Origin of the sequence: Mycobacterium lentiflavum (genome assembly GCF_022374895.2) — a bacterium.
Taxonomy (GTDB): Bacteria; Actinomycetota; Actinomycetes; order Mycobacteriales; family Mycobacteriaceae; genus Mycobacterium; species Mycobacterium lentiflavum.
This window is the reverse complement of sequence record NZ_CP092423.2, coordinates 5,377,105-5,403,376: the sequence shown is the minus strand read 5'-3', so window position 1 is coordinate 5,403,376 and position 26,272 is coordinate 5,377,105. Positions and strand designations below refer to the sequence as shown.

The 26,272-nt window shown below is 64.6% G+C and carries 16 protein-coding genes; 10 read left to right on the top strand and 6 right to left on the bottom strand.

Translation table 11 applies throughout. The features are described from left to right. The first annotated feature begins 239 nt into the window (after nt 1-239). The 4 genes from MJO58_RS25180 to MJO58_RS25165 all read left to right on the top strand — a co-directional run bounded on the left by MJO58_RS25180 (nt 240) and on the right by MJO58_RS25165 (nt 9,273). A complete protein-coding gene (locus MJO58_RS25180; protein ID WP_434086270.1) occupies nt 240-1,931 on the top strand; it encodes an NAD(P)/FAD-dependent oxidoreductase in 1,692 nt (563 codons plus the stop codon). Nucleotides 1,932-2,031: 100 nt separating this feature from the next. After that, nucleotides 2,032-7,557, top strand: coding sequence for a type I polyketide synthase (locus tag MJO58_RS25175; protein WP_239721345.1), 5,526 nt, complete (start codon nt 2,032-2,034; stop codon nt 7,555-7,557). Nucleotides 7,558-7,570: 13 nt separating this feature from the next. After that, the gene (locus tag MJO58_RS25170; RefSeq protein WP_090607277.1) at nt 7,571-8,425 is read left to right on the top strand and encodes an ABC transporter ATP-binding protein; all 855 of its coding nucleotides are present in this window, start codon (nt 7,571-7,573) and stop codon (nt 8,423-8,425) included. Then, on the top strand, nt 8,422-9,273 hold the full coding sequence (locus MJO58_RS25165; protein ID WP_350355905.1) for an ABC transporter permease: 852 nt from the start codon (nt 8,422-8,424) through the stop codon (nt 9,271-9,273). The genes MJO58_RS25170 and MJO58_RS25165 overlap by 4 nt, the downstream gene beginning before the upstream one ends. Before the next feature lie 6 nt (nt 9,274-9,279). On the opposite strand, the gene MJO58_RS25160 is transcribed toward MJO58_RS25165, so the two are convergent. Together MJO58_RS25160 and MJO58_RS25155 are read right to left on the bottom strand one after the other, a co-directional pair. Continuing rightward, nucleotides 9,280-9,813 (bottom strand): hypothetical protein, encoded by a 534-nt coding sequence (locus MJO58_RS25160; protein ID WP_090607272.1) that lies wholly within the window; start codon nt 9,811-9,813, stop codon nt 9,280-9,282. A 48-nt stretch (nt 9,814-9,861) separates the two neighbouring features. Then, the gene (locus MJO58_RS25155; protein WP_239721343.1) at nt 9,862-10,956 is read right to left on the bottom strand and encodes a ferredoxin--NADP reductase; all 1,095 of its coding nucleotides are present in this window, start codon (nt 10,954-10,956) and stop codon (nt 9,862-9,864) included. A gap of 157 nt (nt 10,957-11,113) precedes the next feature. Here MJO58_RS25155 and hsaA point away from each other — a divergent pair, with 157 nt between their 5' ends. The 4 genes from hsaA to hsaB all read left to right on the top strand — a co-directional run bounded on the left by hsaA (nt 11,114) and on the right by hsaB (nt 14,755). Continuing rightward, nucleotides 11,114-12,298, top strand: a complete 1,185-nt coding sequence (gene hsaA / locus MJO58_RS25150; RefSeq protein WP_090607267.1) for a 3-hydroxy-9,10-secoandrosta-1,3,5(10)-triene-9,17-dione monooxygenase oxygenase subunit — start codon at nt 11,114-11,116, stop codon at nt 12,296-12,298. Between the two features lie 80 nt (nt 12,299-12,378). Continuing rightward, nucleotides 12,379-13,260 (top strand): 4,5:9,10-diseco-3-hydroxy-5,9,17-trioxoandrosta-1(10),2-diene-4-oate hydrolase, encoded by an 882-nt coding sequence (gene hsaD, locus MJO58_RS25145; protein WP_239721342.1) that lies wholly within the window; start codon nt 12,379-12,381, stop codon nt 13,258-13,260. Then, nucleotides 13,260-14,162, top strand: coding sequence for an iron-dependent extradiol dioxygenase HsaC (gene hsaC / locus MJO58_RS25140; protein WP_090607262.1), 903 nt, complete (start codon nt 13,260-13,262; stop codon nt 14,160-14,162). The genes hsaD and hsaC overlap by 1 nt, the downstream gene beginning before the upstream one ends. Nucleotides 14,163-14,176: 14 nt before the next feature. Further along, nucleotides 14,177-14,755: a 3-hydroxy-9,10-secoandrosta-1,3,5(10)-triene-9,17-dione monooxygenase reductase subunit gene (gene hsaB / locus MJO58_RS25135; RefSeq protein ID WP_090607260.1), complete on the top strand. Its 579-nt coding sequence runs from the start codon at nt 14,177-14,179 to the stop codon at nt 14,753-14,755. 11 nt (nt 14,756-14,766) lie between these two features. On the opposite strand, the gene MJO58_RS25130 is transcribed toward hsaB, so the two are convergent. The 3 genes from MJO58_RS25130 to MJO58_RS25120 form a co-directional block, all read right to left on the bottom strand. Beyond that, nucleotides 14,767-15,201, bottom strand: a complete 435-nt coding sequence (locus tag MJO58_RS25130; RefSeq protein ID WP_239721341.1) for a hypothetical protein — start codon at nt 15,199-15,201, stop codon at nt 14,767-14,769. 394 nt (nt 15,202-15,595) lie between these two features. Continuing rightward, entirely contained in the window at nt 15,596-18,772 is a 3,177-nt protein-coding gene (locus tag MJO58_RS25125) for a serine/threonine-protein kinase (RefSeq protein ID WP_239721340.1), read from the bottom strand. Between the two features lie 173 nt (nt 18,773-18,945). Beyond that, on the bottom strand, nt 18,946-22,065 hold the full coding sequence (locus MJO58_RS25120) for a serine/threonine-protein kinase (RefSeq protein ID WP_239721339.1): 3,120 nt from the start codon (nt 22,063-22,065) through the stop codon (nt 18,946-18,948). A gap of 165 nt (nt 22,066-22,230) precedes the next feature. On the opposite strand from MJO58_RS25120, the gene MJO58_RS25115 reads away from it, so the two are divergent. Together MJO58_RS25115 and MJO58_RS25110 are read left to right on the top strand one after the other, a co-directional pair. After that, the gene (locus MJO58_RS25115) at nt 22,231-23,061 is read left to right on the top strand and encodes an arylamine N-acetyltransferase family protein (protein WP_239721338.1); all 831 of its coding nucleotides are present in this window, start codon (nt 22,231-22,233) and stop codon (nt 23,059-23,061) included. Nucleotides 23,062-23,322: 261 nt separating this feature from the next. After that, nucleotides 23,323-25,146, top strand: a complete 1,824-nt coding sequence (locus MJO58_RS25110; RefSeq protein WP_239721337.1) for a fatty acyl-AMP ligase — start codon at nt 23,323-23,325, stop codon at nt 25,144-25,146. Here MJO58_RS25110 and MJO58_RS25105 read toward each other — a convergent pair. Then, nucleotides 25,136-26,257, bottom strand: coding sequence for a pyridoxal phosphate-dependent aminotransferase (locus tag MJO58_RS25105; protein WP_420845443.1), 1,122 nt, complete (start codon nt 26,255-26,257; stop codon nt 25,136-25,138). The two genes, MJO58_RS25110 and MJO58_RS25105, sit on opposite strands and share 11 nt — an antisense overlap. Nucleotides 26,258-26,272: the final 15 nt, after the last annotated feature.

Sequence of the window (26,272 nt, the reverse complement as noted above, 5' to 3'; positions counted from 1 at the left end):
TGCATAACGCGGAGAGTTGTTGCCTCGCAATGTGTTTAGCCACCAGCACGGCGCCCCGGCGCGCTGCGCCCGGCCGCGACGCAAGTGTTGCCAGAAATGTATTTCCGTGTAAGTTCTTAACTATTAATTAAGTGAATCATCCTTACCCGGGGGAGTTGAGACTTATGGAAGCGCGAGCGCAGCTCTCGAAGTTGAGCCTGGACGCACGTGAGGAGTTAGCGCGCAGGATCGCGGGACTGTTGGAGGCCGACGCCAACGCCGCCGACCACGACGTCACCATCATCGGCAGCGGCGTGGCGGGCTTGACCCTGGCGCTCGAAATCGGCACGGCACGGCCCCATACGCGCATCCTGGTCGTCTCGCCGACCTCGTACCCGGTACCCGAGATCACCCATACCGTTGGCGAGTCGACGGTGGAGGTGTCCGCGCATTATCTTCGGGACCGTCTTGGCCTGACCGATCATTTGCAATCAGCGCAGTTGCGCAAAATGGGCCTGCGTATGTTCTTCACTCACGAATCCAACACCGATATCGCTGCGCGAATGGAACTCGGTAGCTCCACGTTCGTCCCTCAAGTCACCTATCAGATCGATCGCGGCAGGTTGGAAAACGAACTCCACCGACGGTGCCTGGCGAACGGGGTGCAAATCCTCAGCGGCCGAATTGTCGACGTTGAGTTCGGTGTGGCGGGTCGGCCGAACACGGTCTCATTCCAGAGCGGTGAGACGGTGACGGACACGACGACTCGTTGGGTTGTCGATGCATCGGGACGAAACCGGGCGTTGTCCCGGCGGCTCGGCTTGAGGCGCACCAACGAGCACAACTGCAACGCCGTCTGGCTTCGCGTGGCAACGGAAATCGACATCGGCGGGTGGAGCGATGACCCGGCCTGGCAAGAGCGACTTGTCGAGGGCGACCGCGCGCTGTCGACTAATCATCTTATGGGCGAGGGCTATTGGGTATGGCTGATCCGACTCGCATCCGGTTCGACCAGCGTCGGCATCGTCGCCGACCCAGCAGTGCACGAATTCGGCGATTTCAACACGCTCGCGAAAGCTTTGTCCTGGCTTGGCGAACGGGAGCCGCAGTGCGCCGCGGTTCTGGCCGAGCATGAACATCTGATCAAAGACTTTCGGGTCATGAAGAATTACAGCCACGGCGCCACGCAGGTCTACGACGGCCGCAGCCGCTGGTGCCTCACGGGTGACGCCGGGATTTTCCTGGATCCCTTGTATTCCTCGGGACTCGATCTAGTGGCGATCGGTAATGGCCTCATTACGGACATGATCGCACGAGAGCTCGACGGGGAGAACGTCGTCGCCCGGGCCGCGGTGAGCGACTCCCTGTTTCGGTCTCTCACCGACATGTGGCTGGCGGTGTATTGCCACCAATACCCGCTGATGGGCTCACCGGCGGTGATGTCGGCGAAGGTGATCTGGGACATCGCGTTCTACTGGGGTTTTGTGGGCTTCTTGTACGTCAACGGTCGGTTTGTGAGTGTCGCGGACGACCCCCAAGTGGTGCCATACCTGGAGGGATTGATCACGCTCAGCAATCGCACGCAACGTTTCTTTCGGGAGTGGGCAGCCGTCGAAACCGCGCGCCCTTCAAGACAGTTCGTGGATTTGTACGCGCCGTTGAATTTCATGACGACGCTGCACACCGCCATGATGGGTAAGGCCTCGGAATTCATCGCCGGGTTTGAGGCGAATTTTGAGTTGTTGCACCAACTTGCCGGACAACTGGTGGACGCGGTGATTTCAGACAAGTGCAGTCGGTTCGACGAGGACAACGTCATGCGCCAGGCTCAGGCCTGGCAGCGCGATCCTTATCTAGGTGAACTCCGTTCTGGTTACCGCCGACAGCAGACCGTCAATCCGATCAGTCACACCTGGCTGATCCATCCAGCACCAGCACTCCAACTTCATTGATAGTCAATAGAAATTCGTACGACCCCCAGCTAAGCGCCGCAACCTCGGCGTCGTGGCCGCCGATGCCCAAAGCTGTGCTACGTGGGGCGAAAGGATGAGCATGCCCACTGAGCACGACGCGCGCGAACCGTTGGCGATCGTCGGAATCGGGTGTCGATTTCCCGGCGATGCCGACACCCCGCAACGGTATTGGGACTTGTTGCGCAGCGGCATGGACGCCACCCGTGAGGTTCCCGAAACACGTTGGGACGCGGACAAATACTACGATCCACACGCCGCGAAAGCGGGAAAGATGGTGACTCGCCGAGGCGGATTCCTGCGCGAGATCGATCAATTCGATCCGCAATTTTTCGGGATATCACCTCGTGAGGCGCATCTGCTGGATCCGCAACAGCGTCTCTTACTGCAGACCACCTGGGAGGCGCTCGAGGATGCGGGAACACCTGCAGAATGCCTCGCCGGCAGCGAAGTCGGAGTATTCGTAGGCGGTTTCACTCTCGACTATCAATTGCTGCAAAACCAGGGCAGAACCAGTCGCTACCGGCTCAAGACCCATTCCGCCACGGGAATGATGATGACCATGCTGGCCAACCGCATCTCGTTCGCGTTTGACTTTCGCGGACCGAGTATGACCATCGATACGGCATGCTCGAGTTCGCTGGTCGCGGTACACCTTGCGGCGTCGAGTATCTGGAACGGCGAATGCTCTCTCGCGCTTGCCGGCGGGGTCAACATCATGATCGGACCCAACACCGCGATTGCCGAATCCAAAAGCGGATTCCTGAGCCCCGACGGACGGTGCAAGGCTTTCGACGAGTCCGCCGACGGATACGCGCGAGGCGAGGGCGGCGCCGTCGTCGTCATCAAACCGTTGAATCAAGCGCTGATGGACAGCGACGATATCTACGCCCAGATTCTGGGTACCGCGGTGTCTCAGGACGGCCGCACCGACAGCATCACCGTACCCAGGGCCCAGGCGCAGGAAGCCGCCATTGCCAGGGCATTACGCGACGCCAACGTTCGTCCCGACGATATCGGCTACGTCGAGGCGCATGGCACCGGAACACCCGTCGGCGACCCCGTGGAGGTGCAAGCGCTCGCCCGCGCGTTGGCCGCCGGCCGGCCTGCAAACGATCCGTTGCTGATCGGATCGGTCAAAACCAATATCGGGCATCTCGAGGCGGGCGCCGGGGTGGCCGGGTTGATCAAAGCGGCGTTGGTGCTCAAGCACGCCTACATACCACCGACTCTGCATCTGCAGACGCCGAATAGCCGGATGCCGCTCGTCGAATGGAACATCGATATTCCCCGGACCGGGCGTGCGTTTCCGGATGTCAAACGACGGATCGCGGGCGTCAATTCATTCGGCTTCGGCGGCACCAACGCGCATGTCGTGCTTGCCGAACCCCCGGAGCCGACCGGCGTACCGGAGCCCGAAGCTTCGGTGCCGTTGCCGCTGGCCATTTTTCCGGTCTCGGCGCGCTCCGAGGAAGCGCTTGCGGCGACAGCCGACCAACTGGCCCGATACTTGGGTGATCATCCCGACGTCACGGCGCTGGACTTCGGCTACACGCTCAGCCAACGTCGCTCACACCTGAACTATCGCCGTGCTGTCATCGCGGCAAGCACCTCTGATGCACGAGACCAGCTGCGAGACCTTGCGGAAAGTGGACGCGGGGTTGTGGGTCGCACACCAGCGGGTGCCCCCAAGGTGGCGTTCGTGTGTACCGGCATGGGCCCGCAGTGGTGGAAGATGTGCCGGGGACTCTTCGGCGTCTATCCGGCCTTCACCGACTGCATCAGACAATGCGATCGCGAGCTCTCGCGCTACGCTGACTGGTCGCTGATCGAGGAGCTGACAGCGGACGAGACCCGTTCTCGGATGGGCGAAACGCATATCGCGCAGCCGGCCAACTTCGCAATCCAAATAGCGCTGGCCGCGCAATTTCAAGCGTTCGGCATCAGTCCCGACGCCGTGATAGGTCACAGCGCGGGTGAGGTGGCCGCGCACTATCTCGCGGGGGTTCTCACCTTCGAGCAAGCGATCCACGTGATCTACCACCGCAGCCGCCTGCAGCAGCGAACCAGCGGACTGGGGCGCATGCTCGCCGTCGGTCTCGACGCGGACTCGCTCACCGCAATCATTGACGAGACGGCAGTCGCCGACGACCGGCAACGGATTTCCGTCGCCGCCGTCAACAGCCCGACCGCCGTGACCATCGCGGGAGCCAGCGATGTCCTGAATGATATTGCCGGTCAACTCGATCAGCGCCGGGTCTTCAATCGGTTCCTCGCGGTGCAGGTGCCGTACCACACCCATTACATGGAGTCGGTGAAAGACGAACTCTATGCGTCGCTGGACGGGCTGCGCACGGCCGCGGCGTCGCTTCCGCTGTATTCGACGGTGACCGGCGACCGGTTGGACCGATACGCCGCAGGGGCCGCCTACTGGTGGCAAAACACCCGCGCCACTGTGCTTTTCGAACCGGCGGTCCGCCGGATGCTCGAGGACGGGTATACCCACTTCGTGGAACTGGGCCCGCATCCGGTGCTGGCAACCTCGTTGGTCGAGATCGCCGCCGCCCAGCAGACCGACGTGGTCGTGCTACCGGCGCAACGGCGCGATACAGACGACAGTCGGGTACTGATGAATTGCGTTGGCGCACTGCACTGTCAGGGGCGCCCGATCGCATGGGACTCGCTGTTTCCCCGGCAGCACGCGCACCTGCTGAAGCTTCCGCCGTACCCGTGGCAGTCCAAGCGCTACTGGAACGAGACCCCGGAGGCGATCGAGGAGTTGCACTACAAACCGGTACATCCGCTATTGGGACAGCCGGTGAGCGCGATACACCCGACCTGGGAAGTCGAGCTGAGTGCTACCCGAATTCCTTTTCTCGCGGATCATCAAGTGCAGGGCAGCGTCCTGGTGCCCGGGGCGGTATACGTAGAGATGGCCCTTGCCGCGGCCGCGCAAGCCTACGGATCGGCCGAGTACAGCGTCGACAACCTTGCGCTGCACCGCGCCGTCATACTCGATGACACCTGCGATCCCATATTGCGGACGACCCTCAACCAAAGCAGCGGCACATTGGAATTCGCTTCGTTCACAGCGACGGCCGGTGGCGAAGTCAAGTGGGCCATAACGGCCACCGCAGAGCTCAATACGCTGCCTCGGACGCCGGGACCGAACGACATCGCAAGTGGGACAGGTGACGTCGCTAGCATCGACGGCGCCGAGTTTTACGCACGTACCCAAGCCGTCGGGTTGTCCTACGGCGATGCGTTCCGAACCGTCGCCGATGTCAGTGCCGCAGCGGGCTGGGCCACCGCCCGGCTCGTCATTCCGGCAGCACTGCGCAGCACACTCGACGCATTCCGCTTCCATCCCGCGCTTATAGACGGTGCATTCCAAACACTGTTAGGGTCACCACTTTTCGAGTCCGATTCAAATGACAGCCCCTATCTTCCAGTTCGCCTGCAGCACTGCGCCGTCTATGGTCGGCCCCAAGAACACATGACTGTTCAGGTACGCGTCATCTCGGCCGACGAGGACGAGATCCAAAGCGATATCACTATCACGGCTGAGCAGGGCGAGCCGCTCGCGGTATTCAACGGCTTCACCGTGCGCTCCTTGAGCGCCGCGTCTCGCATGTCGCCCGAACGGGTGGACACGGGTCTGCTGGAAGTTGAATGGGTGCCACGGCCGGACAGTCAACGTCCGCAATGTGAGGTGTCAACTGCAACAGCCAGTTGCTCATGGCTCGTGTTGGCAGACGACGCAGGCTTCGGGGCAACGCTCGCCGAGGAGATGCGACGCTGCGGTGAACGCGTCTACACCGTCGCCCATCAGTCCGTAGCCACGCTTAGCCGAGTCGACGACGGGTACACGCTCGACCCGTCACAGCCCGAGCAGCTCAGGCAGCTACTCCAAACGCAACTTGACCGTGACGGTGGCCTCGCCGGGATCATCGACTGCTGGCCGCTTGATATTGCCTCGGAAACAGACCACCGCCTAGGACTTTTCGCGATACTCCACTTGGTCAAGGCTCTCGTCGACCATGACACCGTTGCGCCACGCCTCTATGTGGTTACCGCCAACGCGCAGCCGGCACTGCCCAGCGACAGTCCGGTTGCACCGCAGGCGGCCCTGTGGGGACTCGGCCGAGTCGTCGGTCATCAGGAATTTGTCAAACATTGGGGCGGGCTCATCGACATCGACGAGGGCGACGACCAGGCCAAAAGTGCTGTCCGCGTTTGCGAGCACATTCTCGACCGTGATCCCGAAGACCAGATTGCCATCCGTGGCAGCACAACATTGGTACCCCGTCTTCGGAAGAGCGCCACCCTGGCCAAAACCTTTCCGACCAAACTTCCTCCCGACGCGACATACATCGTCACCGGAGGGGCTGGGGCTCTCGGTCGGGTTGTCGCGACCTACCTCGCCGAGCGGGGGGCGCGGCATATTGCCCTGCTATGCCGAAGTGAAATTCCGACAAGAGACAGTTGGGCGCGGGTCGGACCCGAAGATCGGCATTTCGCGATCATCGACACCATCCGCAAAGCCGAGCGTCTTGGTGCCCGAGTGACCACCGCCAGCGTCGACATCACCGACGCTGACCAAGTTAAGTCGTGGATTGCCAACCATATTCGTCATGGCGGCGCGCCAGTGCGCGGAATAGTCCATGCCGCGGGGGTCGTCGACGACCAACTCTTGGTGAACATGAGCGAATCCGACTTCGAGCGGGTGTTGGCACCAAAAGTCACCGGCACCCGGGTACTGCACGAAACCTTCCTCGAGCACGATCTGGAGTTCTTTGTGATGTTCGGATCGGCCGGTTCGGTCATCGCCTCGCCCGGTCAAGGCAACTATGCGGCCGCCAACGCGTTTCTTGACGCCTTCGCGCACTACCGTCGAGCCAACGGGCTGCCGGCTCTCACCATTGGATGGGGGCCTTGGTCAGTCGGCATGGTCAAAGAGCTGAAACTAGAGAAACTCTATGCGCAGCGAGGAATCGAGCTCATCACTGCGGCAACTGGTACCAAAATTCTGGATCGGCTTATCAACCAGAAGCTCTGCGCGGTGGTCGCGATCGGTGCCGACTGGGCGAGGGTTCGCCGCGGGCTCGGCGGACAACTGCCGCCGATGTTCTCTGAGCTGGGTGTCACCGAATCCTCCTGCGCCGATACGGATTCGACATCGTCAATTCGGGAATTGCTGTCGGCCTGCCCAGAGGCCGACCGGCTCGGTCTGGTCGCTCGCCAAGTCCGCCAAGTCGTCTCCGCCGTCTTCGACCTGGCCGTCACTGAGATCGGATGCGACGACGGACTCGATGACCTTGGCCTCGATTCAATGATGGCAATGGATTTCAGGTCCAGGATCAACGCGTTGTTCGCTATCGACGTGCCGGTGCTCGAACTGCTCAGGGGGGTCAGCGTCAACTCGCTGGCCGCGCGCATACTCGACGAGCTCGCGCCCGCCGTTGCAGACCACGATGCGTCCAACGACGTGCCCGAGCTCACCGTGGATGAGGTCGATCGGCTGATCGAACGGTTGTCCGAGACCGACCTGCGCGAAGTTCTTGCCGCGCTGCAGGAACAACCTGTCGAACCGGAGGCGCACCCGTGACGGGGCAGTTGAAATGACGGGCTCGGATCGGTCATCCGCGGTACATGTTCGGGGCTTGTCGAAGGCGTATGGGCAACTCCAGGCAGTTCGCAACCTTGATCTCGACGTCGGCTATGGCCAAATCTTCGCCATATTGGGGCCCAACGGGGCGGGCAAGTCGACGACCATCGAAATTCTCGAGGGACATCGGAAACGCGACGCCGGGCACGTGCGCGTACTGGGTGAGGACCCCGGAACCGCCGGCCGGAGCTGGCGCGCCAAGATCGGCATCGTGCTGCAAGAGGCCAGTGACGCCGGGATGCTGACGGTGTCGGAAACCGTGCGCATGTTCACCAAGTCCTACGGCAAGGCCCGAGATCCCGCCGATGTCTTGGGCCTCGTCGGCCTCGACTCGGCATCCGGCTCGAAGGTCAGAACGCTGTCCGGCGGGCAACGTCGTCGGCTTGACGTTGCGTTGGGCATCATCGGCATGCCGGAAATACTGTTTCTCGACGAACCGACAACCGGCTTCGACCCGGACGCCCGTCGGCGCTTCTGGGAACTGATCAGGCGGTTGGCGGCCGACGGCACGACGATTTTGTTGACCACTCACTACTTGGAAGAGGCTGCGGCCCTGGCGGATCGGGTAGCAGTGCTTGCCCACGGCAGCGTCGTGGCGATCGACTCGCCGACCCGACTCACCAGCTACGTCAGCTCGGCCGCGACGGTCCGTTGGATCGAAGGAGACACGGTTCACGTCGAGGAGACCGAGCACCCGACCGAATTGATCAGACAGCGGTCGGAGGGTGGGGCGGAATTGGAGCAGCTGACGGTGTCCCGGCCCACGCTTGAAGACGCATACCTACATTTGATCGGCCACGCCGGATGAAGGTCGATCAGGCCCGCCGTTCCGGTACGCATCGACCGGCTGAGCCCGCATCGCCGTTGCCCGGTCCGTTGCGCATCGGTGTCTCACGAATCATCCCGGAGCTGAAGATGTTTTACCGTCGGCCCGAACAGCTGGTTCTGACTTTTTCGATGCCGGCGGTTATCGGAATCTTGCTCGGTTCCATCTTCTCGACGAAACTGCCCAATAGCGACACCAGTACCGGCGCCGTGATCGCGGCGAGCATCTTGGCCTATGGGATTCTGTCGACTTCGTTCATCAATCTGGGCATCAGCATTGCGGCCGACCGCGAGTCCGGCGCGCTGCGGCGACTTCGAGGGACACCGACCACTGCCGTCTCCTATTTCGTCGGCAAGATATTTCTGGTCGCCGCCGCCAGCCTCGCCGAGGCCGTTGTCCTTCTGACAGTCGGGGTGAGCATCTTCAAGCTGCGCCTGCCTACGGACACCTTCGGATGGTTCACGCTGACGTGGGTGTTTCTCTTGGGGATCCTCAGTTGCTCGCTGTTAGGAATATTTGTCAGCAACTTGGCTAGCAACGCCGTCTCGGCGGCGGTGATAACCAATGGTCCGGCGGTGGCATTGCAGTTCGTTTCCGGCACGTACGTGCCGCTGATGGCGTTGCCCGGCTGGATGTTGACGCTCGGATCGTTATTCCCCGTGAAATGGATGGCGCAAGGGTTTCGCTCGGTGCTGCTACCGCCGGAGATGGCAGCATTCGAACCGGCCGGCAGCTGGGAGCATTGGACGACATTCTTCGTCCTGACCGCATGGAGCCTGTGCGGCTTGTTCGCGTGCCTTCGGGTATTTCGGTGGTCGGAGAGGCGCTAGCCCGGCCTACGAGAACGTCGTGACCGCGCAGGTGCTGGGCGAGGTGATGTTGACTCCGCTGTAGACCACCTGAACGTGAGTGCAGGTGATGACGTTCTCATCCGTCTTGGGTTGGCCGGTGCCCCAATCGGTGGAGTCGATGCGCCCGGTCGTCTGATATTTGTCCGGCGGGCCTTCGCCGAAGTAGACCGTGGTGATCTCGTCGGTCCCCATCGATTTCATCACCCGCTCGTACTGCCCGTTGGCGTGCGCGTCCAGGTAGGCCATCCGGTTGTTCGATCGGATCTCGGTGGTCTGGCGCGCCCACAGGCCGGGCGGGAAGCCGATCACGCCGCCGTCGGGGGTGCGGGTGTCGGCGCCGGCGACGAAGTCGCAGTGGCCGTCGGACTTGAAGCAGTTGAGGAACATGTGCGTCTCCAGCTGGTTCGGCCCGTCCAGCGGGAACAGCGTGGTCGCCGTGTTGCTCGCCGCCCCGGCCGCGGGAGCCGGCAGAAAAGTCAACATCAGTCCGACGGCTGCCAACCCCGTTACCGATCGCATCGGCGATTCCTTCCGGTCGAACCCCTCGAGCGAAACCTGACTCCGCGACTACTCGTCGTAAGTGACTTCTACCGAATCAGATTCCGGGTGAGATTGACAGGCCAAAATTAGCCCATCGTCGAGGTCCTGCTGCTCGAGCACGTCGTTGACCTCCATGTTGACTTTGCCGCTGCGCAAGGTGCAGGCGCATGCCCCGCAGTGGCCTTCCCGGCAGGAGAACGGCGCGTCGAGGCCCTTGGCAAGCAGCACGTCGAGCAGTTTGGCGCTGCGCGGCCACGACACGGTGTGGGTTTCACCGTCCAGTTCCACCACCGCGGTGGCCGGCGGCTGATCGCCCTCGTCGGTGTCCTCGATCGTCACGGCGGCGAACGGATCGGAATCCAGCGACTTGAACACCTCGATATGTACCTGTGGCGCGGGCACTTCCAGAGTCTCCAGGGCCTGACGAGCGGCCTCCATGAACGGGCCCGGCCCGCAGATGAAGGCGTGCCGGTCGGTGAACGGCGTGGCCAGCTTCGCGAGCGCCGCGGCGCCGGGCAGGCCCTGCAGCGATTCCAGCCAGTGCAGCACCGTGAGTCGGTCGGGATACTTGGCGGCCAGTTCACGCAACGCATCGGCGAAGATCACCGAGCTTTCGTCGCGGTTGGCGTAGACCAGTGTCACCTGGCCGCTGCCCTCGGACAACGCCGACTTGCAGATCGACATGATCGGAGTGATCCCGCTGCCGGCGGCCAGCAGTAGGAAATCCTGGTCGAGCGTCTTGGGGACGAAGTTGCCCGACGGGGCCAGCACGTGGATCCGCATGCCTTGGCGGGCGTTGTCGCACAGCCAGTTGGACGCGTATCCGTTCGCGGTCCTTTTCACGGTGACCGTGAGCGCGTCATCGGTGAACGGCGAGCTGCACAGCGAGTAGCAGCGCGCCACCGAGCCGGTACGGTCGCTGGGCACCCGCAACGTCAGGAACTGGCCAGGCGCGTAGCGCAGCCGCTCCGGCGGGATTTCCGGGTCGCCCGACGCGTCGGGTACCGCGAACACCAGCGAGCGCGCGTCGTCGGTCTCGGCGACGACCTCGGCGATCTGCAGTTCAAGGACGTGGGCGCCGAGCGGCTCGTCGGGTGCTTGGTCCAGATCAGCTTCCGTCAAGACCCGCCCTCCCTTTCATGACAACTAGAACATGTTACAGAAAACCCGATTCATATCGCTACCAGGTGCAGGAATACCCTGCTCGACACAAATCAGAACATGTTCTAGTCTGCTGTGTAAGTCCACTGAGTAAGTCTGGCCCAGGAGGCAAACCCAAGTGACGTCTATTCAACAGCGTGATGCGCAGGCGGTCCTAGCGGGGATCGACGATCTGCTTCCGAACATCCGTGAGCGCGCTCAGGCGACAGAGGACCTGCGCCGGCTGCCCGATGAGACCGTTGCCGAACTCGACGAGGTCGGCTTTTTCACGCTGCTGCAGCCCGAACAATGGGGAGGTCTGCAATGCGACCCGGCGCTGTTCTACGAGGCCGTGCGGCGGCTGGCCAGCGCGTGTGGCTCCACCGGCTGGGTGAGCTCGATCATCGGCGTGCACAACTGGCACCTGGCGCTGTTCGACCAGCATGCCCAGGAGGAGGTCTGGGGCGAGGACCCCAAGACCCGGGTCTCGTCGTCGTATGCGCCGATGGGCGCTGGCGTGGTGACCGACGGCGGCTACCTGGTCAACGGGTCGTGGAACTGGTCGTCGGGCTGTGACCACGCCACCTGGGCATTCCTGGGCGGTCCCGTCATCAAGGACGGTCGGCCCGTCGACTTCGGCAGCTTCCTGATCCCGCGCAGCGAGTACCGCATCGACGACGTATGGCATGTCGTCGGCCTGCGCGGCACCGGCAGTAACACCGTCGTCGTCAAGGACGTCTTCGTGCCGCGGCACCGGTTCCTGTCCTACAAGGCCATGAACGACGGCACCGCGGGCGGGTATCAGACCAACACCGCACCTGTTTACAAGATGCCTTGGGGCACAATGCATCCCACCACCATTTCGGCTCCGATCGTCGGGATGGCCTACGGCGCGTACGACGCACACGTCGAGCACCAGGGCAAGCGGGTGCGCGCGGCGTTCGCCGGCGAGAAGGCCAAGGACGATCCGTTCGCCAAGGTGCGTATCGCCGAGGCGGCCAGTGACATCGACGCCGCGTGGCGTCAGCTCAGCGGAAACGTCGCCGACGAGTACGCGCTGTTGTCGGCCGGCAAGGAGATCCCGTTCGAGCTGCGCGCCCGCGCGCGCCGCGACCAGGTCCGTGCCACCGGGCGGGCGATCGCCTCGATCGATCGGCTGTTCGAGGCGTCCGGCGCCACCGCACTGGGCAATGACCAACCGGTGCAACGGTTCTGGCGAGACGCGCACGCCGGTCGGGTGCACGCGGCCAACGATCCCGAGCGGGCCTACCAGATCTTCGGGAACAACGAGTTCGGGTTGCCGCCCGGCGACACCATGGTCTAATCGGTGCGTGCCGCGACGATGCAGAGCGCAAAAGCGATGTGGGGGCACCTCCCGCTTGCGATGAGGAGGAGCGGCGCACTGTGACCGCTACCGAGGAATTGACGTTCGAGTCCACCTCGCGCTTCGCGGAGGTAGACGTGGACGGGCCGCTGAAGCTGCACTACCACGAGGCGGGTTCGTCCTTTAAAGGGAACGGCCGGACCATCGTGCTGCTGCACGGCGGTGGTCCGGGCGCAGCGAGTTGGACAAACTTCTCGCGCAACATCCCGGTGCTGGCCAAGCAATTTCATGTGCTGGCCGTCGACCAGCCTGGCTACGGCCACTCCGACAAACGCGCCGAACACGGGCAGTTCAACCACTACGCGGCGCGCGCGCTCAAGGGGCTCTTCGACCAGCTTGGTCTGGGACGTGTTCCGCTGGTGGGCAATTCGCTGGGCGGTGGCACCGCGGTCCGGTTCGCGCTGGACTACCCGGACAGGGCCGGGCGCCTGGTGCTGATGGGCCCCGGCGGTGTGAGCGTGAACTTGTTCGCGCCCGACCCGACCGAGGGCGTCAAGCGGCTGGGCAAGTTCTCCGCGGAGCCCACCCGGGAGAATCTCGAGGCCTTTCTGCGGGTGATGGTCTACGACCAGAAACTGATCACCCCCGAATTGGTCGAGCAGCGTTTCGAGTTGGCCAGCACGCCCGAATCGCTGACGGCTACGAGGGCGATGGGAATGTCTTTCGCCGGAGCCGATTTCGAGCTCGGCATGATGTGGCGAGAGGTGCACAGGTTGCGCCAGCCGGTGCTACTGATCTGGGGCCGCGAGGACCGGGTCAACCCGCTTGACGGCGCACTGGTCGCGCTGAAGACCATCCCGCGTGCACAGCTACACGTTTTCGGGCAATGTGGGCACTGGGCACAGGTGGAGAAGTTCGACGAGTTCAACAAGCTCACCATCGATTTCCTGGGAGGTGCGTGATGAGCATCCGTTCTCTGGGTTACCTGCGCATCGAGGCCACCGACATGGCGGCCTGGCGTGAATACGGCTTGAAGGTCCTCGGCATGGTCGAGGGCAAGGGCAGCACCGAAGGTGCGCTTTATCTGCGGATGGACGATTTTCCGGCGCGCCTGGTGATCGTGCCGGGCGAGCGAGACCGGCTCATCGAAGCCGGCTGGGAATGCGCCAATGCCGCAGGGCTGCAAGAGATCCGCAACCGGCTCGACGTCGAGGGCACGCCCTACAAGGAGGCCACCGCCGCCGAACTGGCCGACCGCCGGGTCGACGAGATGATCCGGTTCTCCGACCCGTCGGGTAACTGCCTGGAGGTCTTTCACGGCGCGGCGCTCGAGCACCGCCGCGTGGTCAGCCCGTACGGGCACAAGTTCGTCACCGAGGAGCAGGGATTGGGCCACGTGGTCTTGACCACTCGTGACGACGAAGAGACGTTGCACTTCTACCGCGACGTGCTGGATTTCAAGTTGCGTGACTCGATGCGGCTGCCGCCGCAGGTGGTCGGCCGGCCCGCCGACGGCCCGCCGGCCTGGCTGCGCTTCCTGGGTTGCAACCCTCGGCACCACAGTCTGGCCTTCATGCCCGGCGAGACCCCCAGCGGCATCGTGCACTTGATGGTCGAGGTGGAGAACTCCGACGACGTCGGGCTCTGCCTGGACCGGGCGCTGCGCAAGAAGGTGCCCATGTCGGCCACGCTGGGCCGCCACGTCAACGACCTGATGCTGTCTTTCTACATGAAGACACCCAGCGGATTCGATGTCGAATTCGGTTGCGAGGGAAGACAAGTCGAAGACAACGATTGGGTCGCCCGGGAGAGCACCGCGATCAGCCTGTGGGGCCACGACTTCAGCATCGGTTTCAAGGGTTGACTTCGAGGCCCACCATGACCGCCGCGCCGCTCGACCCGCGCACGTTCCGCAACGTGCTGGGTCAGTTCTGCACCGGGATCACGATCATCACCACCGTGCACGACGACGTTCCAATCGGCTTCGCCTGCCAGTCCTTCGCGGCGCTGTCGCTGGACCCGCCGCTGGTGCTGTTCTGCCCGACCAAGGTGTCGCGGTCGTGGCAAGCCATCGAGGCCAGCGGCCGCTTCTGCGTCAACATGCTGACCGAGAGTCAGAAACACGTCTCGGCCCAGTTCGGATCCAAAGAACCCGACAAGTTCGCCGGAATCGACTGGCATCCCTCCGAACTCGGATCGCCGATTATCGACGGATCACTTGCCCATATCGACTGCACAGTGGCATCCGTGCACGATGGCGGCGATCACTTCGTGGTGTTCGGCGCGGTGCAGTCGCTGGCTGAAGCGGTCTCCGAGGCGCCCAAGATCAAGCCGCGGCCGCTGCTGTTCTACCGCGGCGAATACACCGGGATCGAGCCGGACAAGACGACGCCCGCCCAGTGGCGCGACGACCTGGAAGCTTTCCTCACCACGACGACGCAGGACACCTGGCTGTAGCTTGCCGAGGGTCAGCCGCGCGTGCCCCGATAGGTCTCGTGCTTGACGGCTTCCGCGTCCGTCACAGCATCCGGCGACTCGGCAGGCCATGCCTCGTCGCGGTCCCGGACGGGCTCTGCCTCGTCGCGGTCCTTGCGACCGGCCTTCGGGTCGATGCTGTCGGCGCGGTCGAACTGTTCCTGAAGTTGATCACGTGATGCCGCCGCGTCGCTGCGATGTTGGGCGGCCCGCTCCTGCAGCCGTGCGGCTTCGGCCGCCTTTACCTCGGCCTCGGCCTGCGCCGCCCGTGCCTTCGCCGCTGTCTCCTGGGCGAGTGCTTCTCGACGCTCGACCTTGGCTGACTCGACTCTTGCCTGCTCGCGAATCGCTTCGGCCTGGCGCCTGCGGTGGCGGTTTCGGCTCTTGTTGATCACCACGAACAGCGCGGCGATCAGCAAGATCGCCACTACTGCGACCACAATCCACATCGTGCTGGTACTCATGATGGGCTCCGTTTTCCAAGGTGGGTGTTGTTGGCGCTTTGGCCTTTGGAGGCCCTTTGGAGGCCTTTTGGAGGCCCTTGGGACGAATCCCCATATTGCACACGAATAAAACAACAAACGGTGCGGATGGCCGGGCCGGTAAATGGTTTCGATGCCGCCGTTGTGGGGCATCTCAGAGAGCATCGCGGTGATGGGTTCCCGGTGGCCCGTTGAGGGGGCGGGCCACCGGGCCGATCCGAATTAGCGGATCCCCATATTCGACATATATCAAACAAGACCGGAAAGCGCCGCTTCGCGTCGGGACCTTTGGGCGCAAGAGACCGGAACATTGCGCGCCAGGCGCCGCAGCAGAAATCCGCTACATGAAGTCCAGGGCCTCGACCGTCGCGATCGGGCCCTCATGCGTAGGCCGGTTCGCGCCACCGATGACATAGACCGTGTTGCCCACCGTGGCCACCACCTCGGCGTGCCGTGGCGTCGGCATCGGCGGCAACGTACTCCACTTCCCTTCGGAGATGTCGTACATCTCGACGACATTGAGCACCCGGGTCGGCTCTTCGCCGCCGACCGCCAGAATCCGGCCGTCGATGTACGTCGCGCCGTAGCTGCCGCGCGGCGTCGGCATACCCACCAACTTGGTCCATTGACCGGATTGCGGGTCGAACCGCTCGAGGGCCGCGGAGTTCTTGTCCGAGGACAGGAACCGCCCGCCGATGGCGTACAGGTAGCTGCCATCGGAGACCGCGGCGAGGTGCTCGCGCGGGGTAGGCATATCGGCGGCATCCTTCCACGAGCTGCCGTCGAACACCTCGGTCTGCGGGACGAGCTGCTTGGCGTTCTGCCCGCCGACGGCGACGAGTTTGTCGCCGACCACCGCCGCGGCCGGCGCCGCGCGAGCGTGCGTCAGCGGCGGTAGCTCCACCCAGTTGCCGCCGCGCAGCGCGAACACCTTGTTGGAGCCGTCGGCGATGTTGTCGCTCGCACCGCCGAGCACGACCACCTCGCCGCGGTAGGTCGCGGCGGCGGCGTGGTGCAGCGGGATGGGCAGCGGCGGCCCGGTTTCCCAGGCGCCGGTTTTCGGGGTGTAACTCTCGACCGTTTGTAGGGCAACCCCGTTGCGTAGGCCGCCCATGATCCAAATCTTGTCGTTGAGCACCGCCCACGCCATCATCAGCCGGGCGGTCGGCGCGTCCGGCAGCGAACGCCATTGCGCGGCAGGCTGAATCTTGCGGGCCGGCAGCTTCAGCACTTCCGCCGTCGAGATCGGCTGGCTATCGCCGATGGTGCTAGACCCGCCGATCGCGTATACGGACTTCTCGACCGCTGCGACCGCCATGCCGTGCCGCGGGGTCGACATGTCGGGGAGGCCGGACCACGTTTTGCTCATCAGATCGAACACCGAAACGCTCTTGAGGACCTGCCCGCCGGACACCCCTCCGACGGCCACCAGCCGTCCGTCGGTGATGACGACGCCGAGGTCGCTGCGCGCCTGGGGGAGTGGGGGCAAGGTCGTCCAGGTCTTGGCGACCGGGTCGTACGCCTCGACGTTGACCTGGTCGGAGTCCCCGGTGGTGCCACCCACTGTGTAGACGAGCTTGCCGTCCGAGGCCGCAGCCAGCTGTTGGCGCGGGGTCGGTATCGGGGCGCCGAGGGTCCAGGACGTGCCGTCGAAGACCTCGGTGGTGTTCAGCAGTGCGCCGTTGGCGTCCACACCGCCCGTGACGACCAGGCGGTCGCCCACGACCGCGGCCGCCGCTCCCGCGCGGGGCTGCAGCAGCCGGGGGAGCTCCACCCAGCGACTGTTGACGACTCGCCAAACCTGATCCGTCGCAACGCTTTTGCCGCCGACGGTTTTGAAGCCGCCGAGTACGACCGGGTTACCCTGCCAGTTGACGGCCATCGCGTCCTGCACGGCGACGGGTAGATCGTCGCCGCCTTTCCAGCTGTCGATGACGGGGTCGTAGCCTTCTTGCAGTGCCGAGACCGCGCCGTCGCTCCGGATCCCGCCGAATACCCAGATGGTCCCGTCGACCTGCGTCGTCGCAGTCTCAACGCGCGACACGCGATCGTTGGTGATCGGCTTCCAAACGACCGGGGCTTGCGTGGTCGGCTGGCTTGCGACCGGCTGCTGATTCTTTTTGTCGGGCGTCAGGAAGAACAAACCGCCGATCACCAACAACACGACGACGACGGCGGCGCCGGCGACCATCGCAACGCGGTTGCGCCCCTTACCGGGCTCGGAGAACCAGTCCCGCACCTTGACCAACAACGGTTTGCGCCACGAGGGCGGGACCGAACCGGACGCCACCGATTGCCCGGGACCGCTCGGCGGGCCCATTCCGGAGCCACCGCTCGCCGAAGCTCCAAGCAATGCTTGGGTTTCCGCGGCCGAGGCGCCCCGCAGGATGCTTGCCGCTTCGGAGAACTCGCGCGAATCGGGAGGCGCCGGCTGCAGAGGCGGTGAAGCGCCCCCGACGACGTCGCCGATCGCCCGGGTAGCGCCCGGGTCCGCGGCCGGGGGGACCGCGCCGGGAACGGTCGACGTCGTACCGTCCGGAGCGGACGCGATCGCGTCGGTAGAGGCAATCGACGTCTGCGCGCCCGTCTGCGTGTTCGGGGTGCGGCCCGATTCGGCTCCGGCGTTGGTAATTGCCATCGAGTCAGGTCGTAGACCACAGAGTTTCTGGGCGGCCTGCAGTTCGCGGCCGAACTCCGCGGCGGACGCGGGCCGTTCCGCCGGATCGATCGCCATCGCATGTTCGATCGCCGCGCACACGGCTTCCGGGATTCCTTCCGGACGCATGTCGGGAATCCGGGTCGTGCTGATGCGCAGGTACTGCGCGACGAGGTCCTCGTCGTTCTTGCGTTCATGCGCGGCCGCCCCGGCGATCAGCGCATAGATGGTGGCGCCCAGCGAGTAGATGTCGGAGGCTACGGTGGCCGGCTTGCCGGTCATGACCTCCGGTGCGGTGTAGTCAATTGTGCCCGAGAAGAACCCGGTCGCCGTTTCGTAACCACCCTCGATGTGAGCGATCCCGAAGTCACTCAGCAGCGGCTCGCCGTAGTCGCTGACCAGCACGTTGGCGGGCTTGATGTCGCGGTGCAAGGTGCCGCTCCGGTGTGCGGTTTCCAGTGCGCCGCAAAGCTTTACGGCGATTCGCAGTGCCTCGGGCCAGGCGGTCGGACCTTCGCGGCGCAACCGGACCGCCAGGGAATCCGAGGACATGTACGGCATCACGATGTAGGGCCGTCCGCTGTCGGTCACACCGACCCGCAGGATGTTGACGATGTTCGGATGTCCCGAGAGTCCGCCCATCGCATAACCTTCGCGCAAGAAACGCTCGCGGCTCTCGTCGTCTATATGCGACGGCAGCACTTTGATCGCCACGTTGCGGCCCAGCGCTGTCTCGTAGGCGCAGTAGATGACTCCAGCGCCGCCTCTGGCGACTTGGCGTGCGTCCTCGAATCCAGAGTCGGACAATTCCGCGATGATGCCGCTGGGCGGCGGTGCGTCTTTGGGGGACCCATCACCCATATTCTTGGCGCTCAACTTCCCCGCGAATGTCGATTCGCGAGCTCAAGAGTATCGCTAGGTGCCTGTTCGGGGACATGGTTCGAGCACGATCAATCGGCGGAAATCCGCCATGGCCCCCGACGTGCTGTGGCCGAACCCGGGATACCATCAGCAAAGGCTCCTGAACAGCGGCACTAGCTGAAATCGAGCGCTTCGACGGTCGCGACGGGACCCTCATGCGCGGGGCGGTTCGCACCGCCGATTACGTAGACGGTGTTGCCGACCGTGGCCACCACCTCGGCGTGGCGCGGGGTGGGCATCGGCGGCAGCGTCGTCCACTTCCCGGTGGCGATGTCGTACATCTCGCCGACATTGAGCACCGCCGACGGCTCTTCGCCGCCGAGTGCGACGATGCGGCCGTCGATGTAGGTGGCACCGAAGCTGCCGCGCGGTGTCGGCATACCGACCAACTTCGCCCATGTTCCCGACCCCACGTCGAACCGCTCCAAGGCCCCGGAGTTCTGGTCGGGGGAAAGCAACCTGCCGCCAAGCGCGTAGACGTAGCTGTCGTCCGATACCGCGGCCAGATGTTCGCGGGGGGTCGGCAGGTCGGCGGCGTCCTTCCACGAAGTGCCGTCGAAGACCTCGGTTTGGCCGACCAACTGCTTGCCGTTCTGCCCGCCGACGACCACCAGTTTGTCTCCGACGACCGCCGCGGCCGGCGCCGCCCGGCCATGCCGCAGCGACGGTAGCTCTACCCAGTTGCCGCCGCGCAGAGCGAATACCTTGTTGGACCCGTCGGCGATGTTGTCACCTGTGCCGCCGAGCACGACGACCTCGCCGCGGTACGCCGCCGCCGCAGCGTGGTGCAGCGCAATCGGCAACGCAGGCCCGGGTTCCCAGATTCCGGTGCGTGGCTCGTAGCTCTCAACCGTTTGCAGCGCAACGCCGTTGCGCAGGCCCCCGATGATCCAGATCTTGTTGTTGAGCACAGCCGACGCCATCATCAGCCGGGGAGTCGGAGCGTCGGGGAGTGGACGCCACGGCGGTGCCGGCTGAGTCTTGCGGGGCGGCAGTTTGAGCATCTCGGCCGACGTGATCGCTTGCTGATCCCCGACCGTCGTCGATCCGCCGATCGCATAGACCGACCGCTCCACCGAGGCGAGCGCCATGCTGTGTCGTGCGGTCGCCATATCCGGCAGGCCGGACCAGGTTCTGGTCGTCAGATCGTAGACGGAAACGCTCTTGAGGACCTGGCCCGACGAGACGCCGCCAAGGGCCACCAGGCTTCCGTCCGCAACCGTCGCGCCCAGCTCGCTACGGGCTTTTGGCAACGCGGGCAACGACGTCCACGATTTGGTGCCCAGGTCATACGCCTCGACCGTCGCCAGGTCGGCCCCATTCGTTCCGCCGACGGCGTACACCTGCTTTCCATCGGAGGCCGCGGCCAGCAGTTGTCGAGGCGTGGGCAGCGGCGCGCCCAGCGTCCACGCATTGCCGTCGAACACTTCGGTGGTGCTCAGCAGGGCGCCGTTCGCGTCGACACCTCCCGTGACCACGATGCGGTCTCCCACCACCGCTGCCGCGGCCGCCGCCCTGGGCTGCAGCAAGTGCGGGAGCTCGACCCAGTGACCGTTGACGACCCGCCAAACCTGGTCGGCCGCAACGTTTTTACCGTCTGAATTGGTCCAGCCGCCTAGCACCACCGGGTTGCCCTGCCAGGTGACCGCCATCGCGTGCGAAACCGCGACCGGCAGATCATCGCCGCGTTTCCATTCGTCGATGGCCGGGTCATAACCCTCGTGCCGCGCGGTGACGGTGCCGTCGCTTCTGATTCCGCCGAAAACCCAAATGGTGCCGTCGACTTGCGTCGTCGCCACCGCGTAGCGGGCCACCCGCGCATCCGATATCGGCGTCCACTGAATAGCCTGGCGCGCGGGGTGCGCCGAGGGCTGCGATGCACCCGGGGCACTCGTGTGATTGGCCCCGCCGGACGGCAGCGCGGCATAGCCGACTCCGGCGATCAGCACAGCGACCATGACAGCGGCGCCGACGCTTAATCCGATGCGGCTGCGCTTCTTTCCCGGCTCCGAGAACCACCCCGCCGCCCGCGCCGACAGCGGAGGCTTTCCGCCGGGCGGTCCGGCGGGACCGGACGAATCGTCGTCCGGCGGGGCCCCACCACCACCGTCTTGACCACCGTCTTGGTGCGCCTGCGCAATCTCCGGCTTCACCTCGGCGTCGTAGACGGCGCGCAGGGCCGGTTTCGCGTCCGAAAACTCGCGCTGGATCACGGATTCCCGGACCAGGGTGGCCGGGGCCGCGGACGGTGGTTGCGCGCCGTCGTTGCCGGATTCGGGCCCCCCCAATTGGGAGATCTCCACGGCCGCCGCACGTATCGAGTAACGACCGGAGTCGGTGATCGCCATCGCGTCGGCGGGCAAGCCGTTGCTGCGCTGGGCGGCCTGGAACTCGCGGCCCAGTTCCGCCGCGGATGCGGGCCGGTCCGCGGGGTCCACCGCCATCGCGCTTTCGATTGCCGCGCAGACCGAGTCGGGCACTCCATTGGCGCGCAAATCGGGGAACGAGGTGGTGCTGATCCGCAGGTACTGAGCGACGAGGTCTTCGCTCGCCAGGCGCTCGTAGGGGGCGGTGCCGGCGATCAGCGTATAAATCGTGGCGCCGAGTGAATATACGTCGGAGGCGACCGTCGCGGGATTGCCCGCTAACGACTCCGGCGGTGTGTAGTCGATTGTGCCGGAGAAGAACCCGCTCGTCGTTTCGTACCCGCCCTGGATGTGAGCGATCCCGAAGTCGGCCAATTGCGGTTCACCGTAATCGTTGACGAGTACGTTCGCGGGCTTGATGTCGCGGTGCAAAATGCCGGTCCGGTGGGCGGTTTCCAATGCACCACTCAACTTCACCCCGATGCGCATGGCCTCCGGCCACGGGATGCGACCCTCGCGGCGCAGCCGCACCGCCAGGGAATCCTCGGCGCAGTAGGGCATCACAATGTAGGGCTGGCCACTCGAGGTGATCCCGACCCGCAAAATGTTCAGGATGTTCGGGTGCCCCGAGAGCCCGCCCATCGCATAGCCCTCACGCAGAAAGCGTTCGCGGCTCTCCTCATCGAAACTCGCCGGCATCACTTTGATTGCGACCTTGCGGCCCAACGCCGTCTCGTGACAGCGGTAGACCACCCCCGCGCCGCCCTTGCCGACCTGGCGGGCGTTGTCGAATCCGGCGGCGGCCAACTCCTCGGCGATTCCCTTGACCGCCGATGCCGGGCCTTCGGTCTTGGGTGCATCAGCCACGGCGGGCAACCTCCTGCGTAAGTGCGACTCGCGGGTTCAAGCGTAACTAAACTCCCACCCCGCGCGCGCTGTGAGCACAACGGTCTCGGCGAGGTATGAACGTGATCCAAACACCTTCTGTTGCCTTGGGTTTCCTGCTGGTTAACCCTCAGTCAGAATGGAGCCATGACACTGGATCTGACCGCGTACTTCGACCGCATCAGTCACGGCGGTGCCGTCGAGCCGACCCTCGAGGTGCTGCAGGCTCTGATGACCGCTCACACCCAGACCATCCCGTTCGAGAATCTCGATCCGATGATGGGAGTGCCGGTCGACGACCTGGGCCCGGACACCCTGATCGACAAGCTGGTGCACCGGCGCCGCGGCGGCTATTGCTACGAGCACAACGGGCTGCTGGGTTACGTGCTGGCCGAAATCGGCTTTCGGGTGCGGCGATTGACCGGGCGGGTGATCTGGATGCTGCCGCCCGACGCCGCGGTGCCGGCGCAGACCCACACCGTGTTGGCCGTGACGTTCCCCGGTTCGCAGGGGTCCTATCTCGTCGACGTCGGTTTCGGCGGCCAGACCCTGACGTCTCCGATTCGCTTCGAAATCGGCAACATCCAGCAGACCACGCACGAGCCCTATCGGCTGGAGGACCGCGGCGACGGCCTGGTGCTACAGGCCGAACTGCGCGGTGAATGGCAATCGCTGTACGAATTCACCACCCAAACCCGGCCGCAGATCGATCTGAAGATGGGTAGCTGGTATGTCTCGACAAACCCGGCCTCGCACTTCGTGACCGGCCTGATGGTCGCCCGGGTGAGCGGCGACACCCGGATCAATCTGTCCGGACGTAACCTGGCCATCCACCGCGCCGGCGGGACCGAAAAGATCGTTCTCGACGATGCGGCCGCGGTGATCGACTCCCTGAGCGACCGGTTCGGCATCAATATCGACGACATCGGCGAGCGCGGCCGGCTCCAAGCGCGCATCGCCGAAATCCTCGGCAATTGAGCAACGAAATCTCCGACGCGCGCGGAGTTTGCAAGAAACTTTTCGCCGGCTGTCTCGGCGACCGAAAATGTCTGCCCAAAATTATCGCTCGGCAAATGCTTCCGCGCAGGCTCGGGCCGCGCCACCAGGCTCTCTAGCAGTGACAAATGTGCCGATAGTGGCCCGATCGTGATCTCCGCCATATCGAACCGGTGCGGCGAATAGCACACGCGCCTATTAATCTGTCCTACCGTGAGTCGGGATCTTTGTTTGGATGATGTTGTGGCCACCTCGGACGATGCGGAACGTTTCGCGTCCCGCGAGGCCGCCATCGTCGTACCCGAAGGCCTGACGCTGACGTCGTACTTCGACAAAAACCGCGCCGAGCACGGGGACAGGCCGGCCTACCGTTTCCTTGACTACTCGCACGAACCAGATGGACGGCCCGTGGTGCTCAGCTGGAACCAGCTGTGGGTCCGGGTGTGTTCGATCGGCGCCCGGCTGCAGCAGGTCACCAAGCCGGGGGACCGGGTGGCGATCCTCGCGCCGCAGGGCCTCGACTACGTCGCGGCGTTCTTCGGCAGCGTCTATGCAGGCAATATCGCCGTGCCGCTGTTCGCGCCGACCATGTCCGGGCATGCCGAGCGGTTGGCCGCGGTGCTGGAAGATGCCCGGCCCGCGGCGGTATTGACCACCACCACCGTCGCCGAGTCTGTTCGCACGTTTATCCGGACGCTGGCGCCCAACGAGCGTCCGCGGATGATCGCGGTGGATGCGCTGCCGGAGACCCTCGGTGCGATGTTCACCGGTGCCGACCTGCACACCGACGACGTTGCCTACCTGCAGTACACCTCGGGTTCGACGCGGTCACCGGCGGGCGTGGAGATCACCCACCGCTCCGTCTACACCAACGCGATGCAGATGGTCATGACCGGCGGGCTGGACGTGGATGTCCGCACGGTGAGTTGGCTACCCCTGTTTCACGACATGGGGCTGATGATGATCATGTTCACGGCGTTCTTCGGGGCGCATGTCACGATCATGGATCCGATGGCGTTTCTGCGCCGGCCCTACCGCTGGATCAAGCAGTTGGGCATCGAGTCGACCCATGGCCGCACCTTCGCGGCGGCACCGAACTTTGCCTTCGAACTGACGTCCGAGCGCGGCTTGCCGCCGGCCGGCGAGACTCTCGACCTCAGCAACGTCGTGTGCATCCTCAACGGGTCCGAGCCCGTGACGATGTCGGCGATCGAGAAGTTCACCAATGCGTTTGCTCCCTACGGGCTGCCCGCGAATGCGGTCAAGCCGTCCTACGGGATGGCGGAGGCCACGCTCTCGGTGGCCAGTATCTCGCAGGAGGCCGCGGCGAGCGTGATCTACCTCGACCGCGAACAGCTCGGCGCCGGGCGCGCGGTGATCGTGGCAGCCGACGACCCCAACGCGGTCGCTCAGGTGTCCTGTGGGCAGCCGATCCCTGACCAGTGGGCGGTGATCGCCGACCCCGACGGCGCCGAGGTGCCCGACGGCACCGTGGGCGAAATCTGGTTGCAAGGCGTCAACATCGGCCGCGGCTATTTCGGACGCGAGGACGAAACGCGACGCGTGTTCGGCAACAAGCTGCAGTCCCGGCTCAACCGGGGCAGCCATGCCGAGGGTGCCGCCGACAACGGCTGCTGGTTGGCGACCGGCGATCTCGGCGTCTACCTGGACGGCGAGTTGTACCTGACCGGCCGGATCAAGGACCTGATCATCATCGACGGCCGCAACCACTACCCGTTCGACATCGAGACCACGGTCAGCGAGTGCTCGCCCGCGATCCGTACCGGCTACGTCGCCGCCTTCTCCGTTCCCGCCGAGGCGCTCGGATCCACCGCTGGTGGCTCCGGTGAGCAGCTGGTGATCGTGGCCGAGCGAGCCGCCGGCGCCGGACGTACCGACCTGGGTCAGATCGCCGACATTGTGCGGGCGGCGATTTCGCGCAACCACCAGATCCGCATCGCCGACGTGCGGCTGGTGGCCGCCGGCACCATTCCCCGCACTACCAGCGGCAAACTCGTCCGCAGTGCCGCGCGGGCCGAGTACCTCGCCGGCAAGTTCAACCGCTGACCGACAGCCACGGCCCGATTCGCCGCAGGGCTTTCTCGATGTCGCTAGTCGGTCCGGCGAACGATAGCCGGACGAACCTGTTGCCTCGCGCGGTGTCGAAGTCGATACCGGGAGCGATCGCAACGCCGGTGTCGGCCAACAGTTTTGAACAGAATGCCAGCGAGTCGTCGGTGAAGTCCGAGACGTCGGCGTAGACGTAGAACGCACCGTCGGTCGGAGCTAGCCGGTCGATACCGATTCCGCGCAGTCCGTCCAGCAGCAGCGAGCGGTTGACCGAGTAGTGGTTCAGGTTGCCTTCGGCTTCGGCGGTTGCCTGCGGTGTGAACGCGGCGACCGCGGCGATCTGCGGGAGCACCGGCGGGCAGATGGTGAAGTTGCCGGTCAGGCAGTCCACCGCGCGGCGCAGCTCGGGCGGCACCAGCAACCAGCCCAGCCGCCAGCCGGTCATCGCGTAGTACTTGGAAAAGCTGTTTACTACCACTGCATTTCGCGAGGTTTGCCAGGCGCTACTGGTTTGCGGGGCGCCCTCGTAGACCAACCCGTGATAGACCTCATCGCTGATCAGCCGGACACCGGACGCGTCGCACCACGATGCGATCGCCGCCAGCTCTTCGGGCGGTATGACGGTGCCAGTGGGATTGGCCGGACTCGCCACGATGACACCGCGCACCGGCGGGTCGAGTTCGGCGAGCATCTGCGCGGTGGGCTGGAATCGGGTCTCCGGGCCGCACGGTATCTCCACGACCTCACATCCCAACGCGGACAGGATGTTTCGGTAGCATGGATAGCCGGGGCTGGCCAGCGCGACCCGATCCCCGACGTCAAAGCACGCCAGAAATGCCAGCAAGAACCCGCCCGAGGATCCCGTGGTGACTACTACCGCGTCGGATTCGACCGAGATACCGTGCAGGCGTTGGTAATTCGCCGCGATAGCAGCGCGCAGCTCGGGAATGCCCAGGGCGACGGTGTAACCCAGCTGGTTGGCTTGTACGGCCGCTGCCGCAGCGGCCCGGACCGGCTCCGGAGCGCCCACGCTGGGTTGCCCCGCCGAGAGATTGACCAGATCGCCGTGGCTGCGCTGGCGCTCCGCGGCCGCCAGCCAGACATCCATCACATGGAAGGGCGG

Bases quoted from the DNA above. Each gene is read 5' to 3' on its own strand.
- MJO58_RS25115 (WP_239721338.1), top strand. From the start codon at position 22,231: ATGACACTGGATCTGACCGCGTACTTCGACCGCATCAGTCACGGCGGT.
- MJO58_RS25165 (WP_350355905.1), top strand. From the start codon at position 8,422: ATGAAGGTCGATCAGGCCCGCCGTTCCGGTACGCATCGACCGGCTGAG.
- hsaC (WP_090607262.1), top strand. From the start codon at position 13,260: ATGAGCATCCGTTCTCTGGGTTACCTGCGCATCGAGGCCACCGACATG.
- MJO58_RS25170 (WP_090607277.1), top strand. From the start codon at position 7,571: ATGACGGGCTCGGATCGGTCATCCGCGGTACATGTTCGGGGCTTGTCG.
- MJO58_RS25105 (WP_420845443.1), bottom strand. From the start codon at position 26,257: ATGGATGTCTGGCTGGCGGCCGCGGAGCGCCAGCGCAGCCACGGCGAT.
- MJO58_RS25175 (WP_239721345.1), top strand. From the start codon at position 2,032: ATGCCCACTGAGCACGACGCGCGCGAACCGTTGGCGATCGTCGGAATC.
- MJO58_RS25160 (WP_090607272.1), bottom strand. From the start codon at position 9,813: ATGCGATCGGTAACGGGGTTGGCAGCCGTCGGACTGATGTTGACTTTT.
- MJO58_RS25125 (WP_239721340.1), bottom strand. From the start codon at position 18,772: ATGGGTGATGGGTCCCCCAAAGACGCACCGCCGCCCAGCGGCATCATC.
- hsaB (WP_090607260.1), top strand. From the start codon at position 14,177: ATGACCGCCGCGCCGCTCGACCCGCGCACGTTCCGCAACGTGCTGGGT.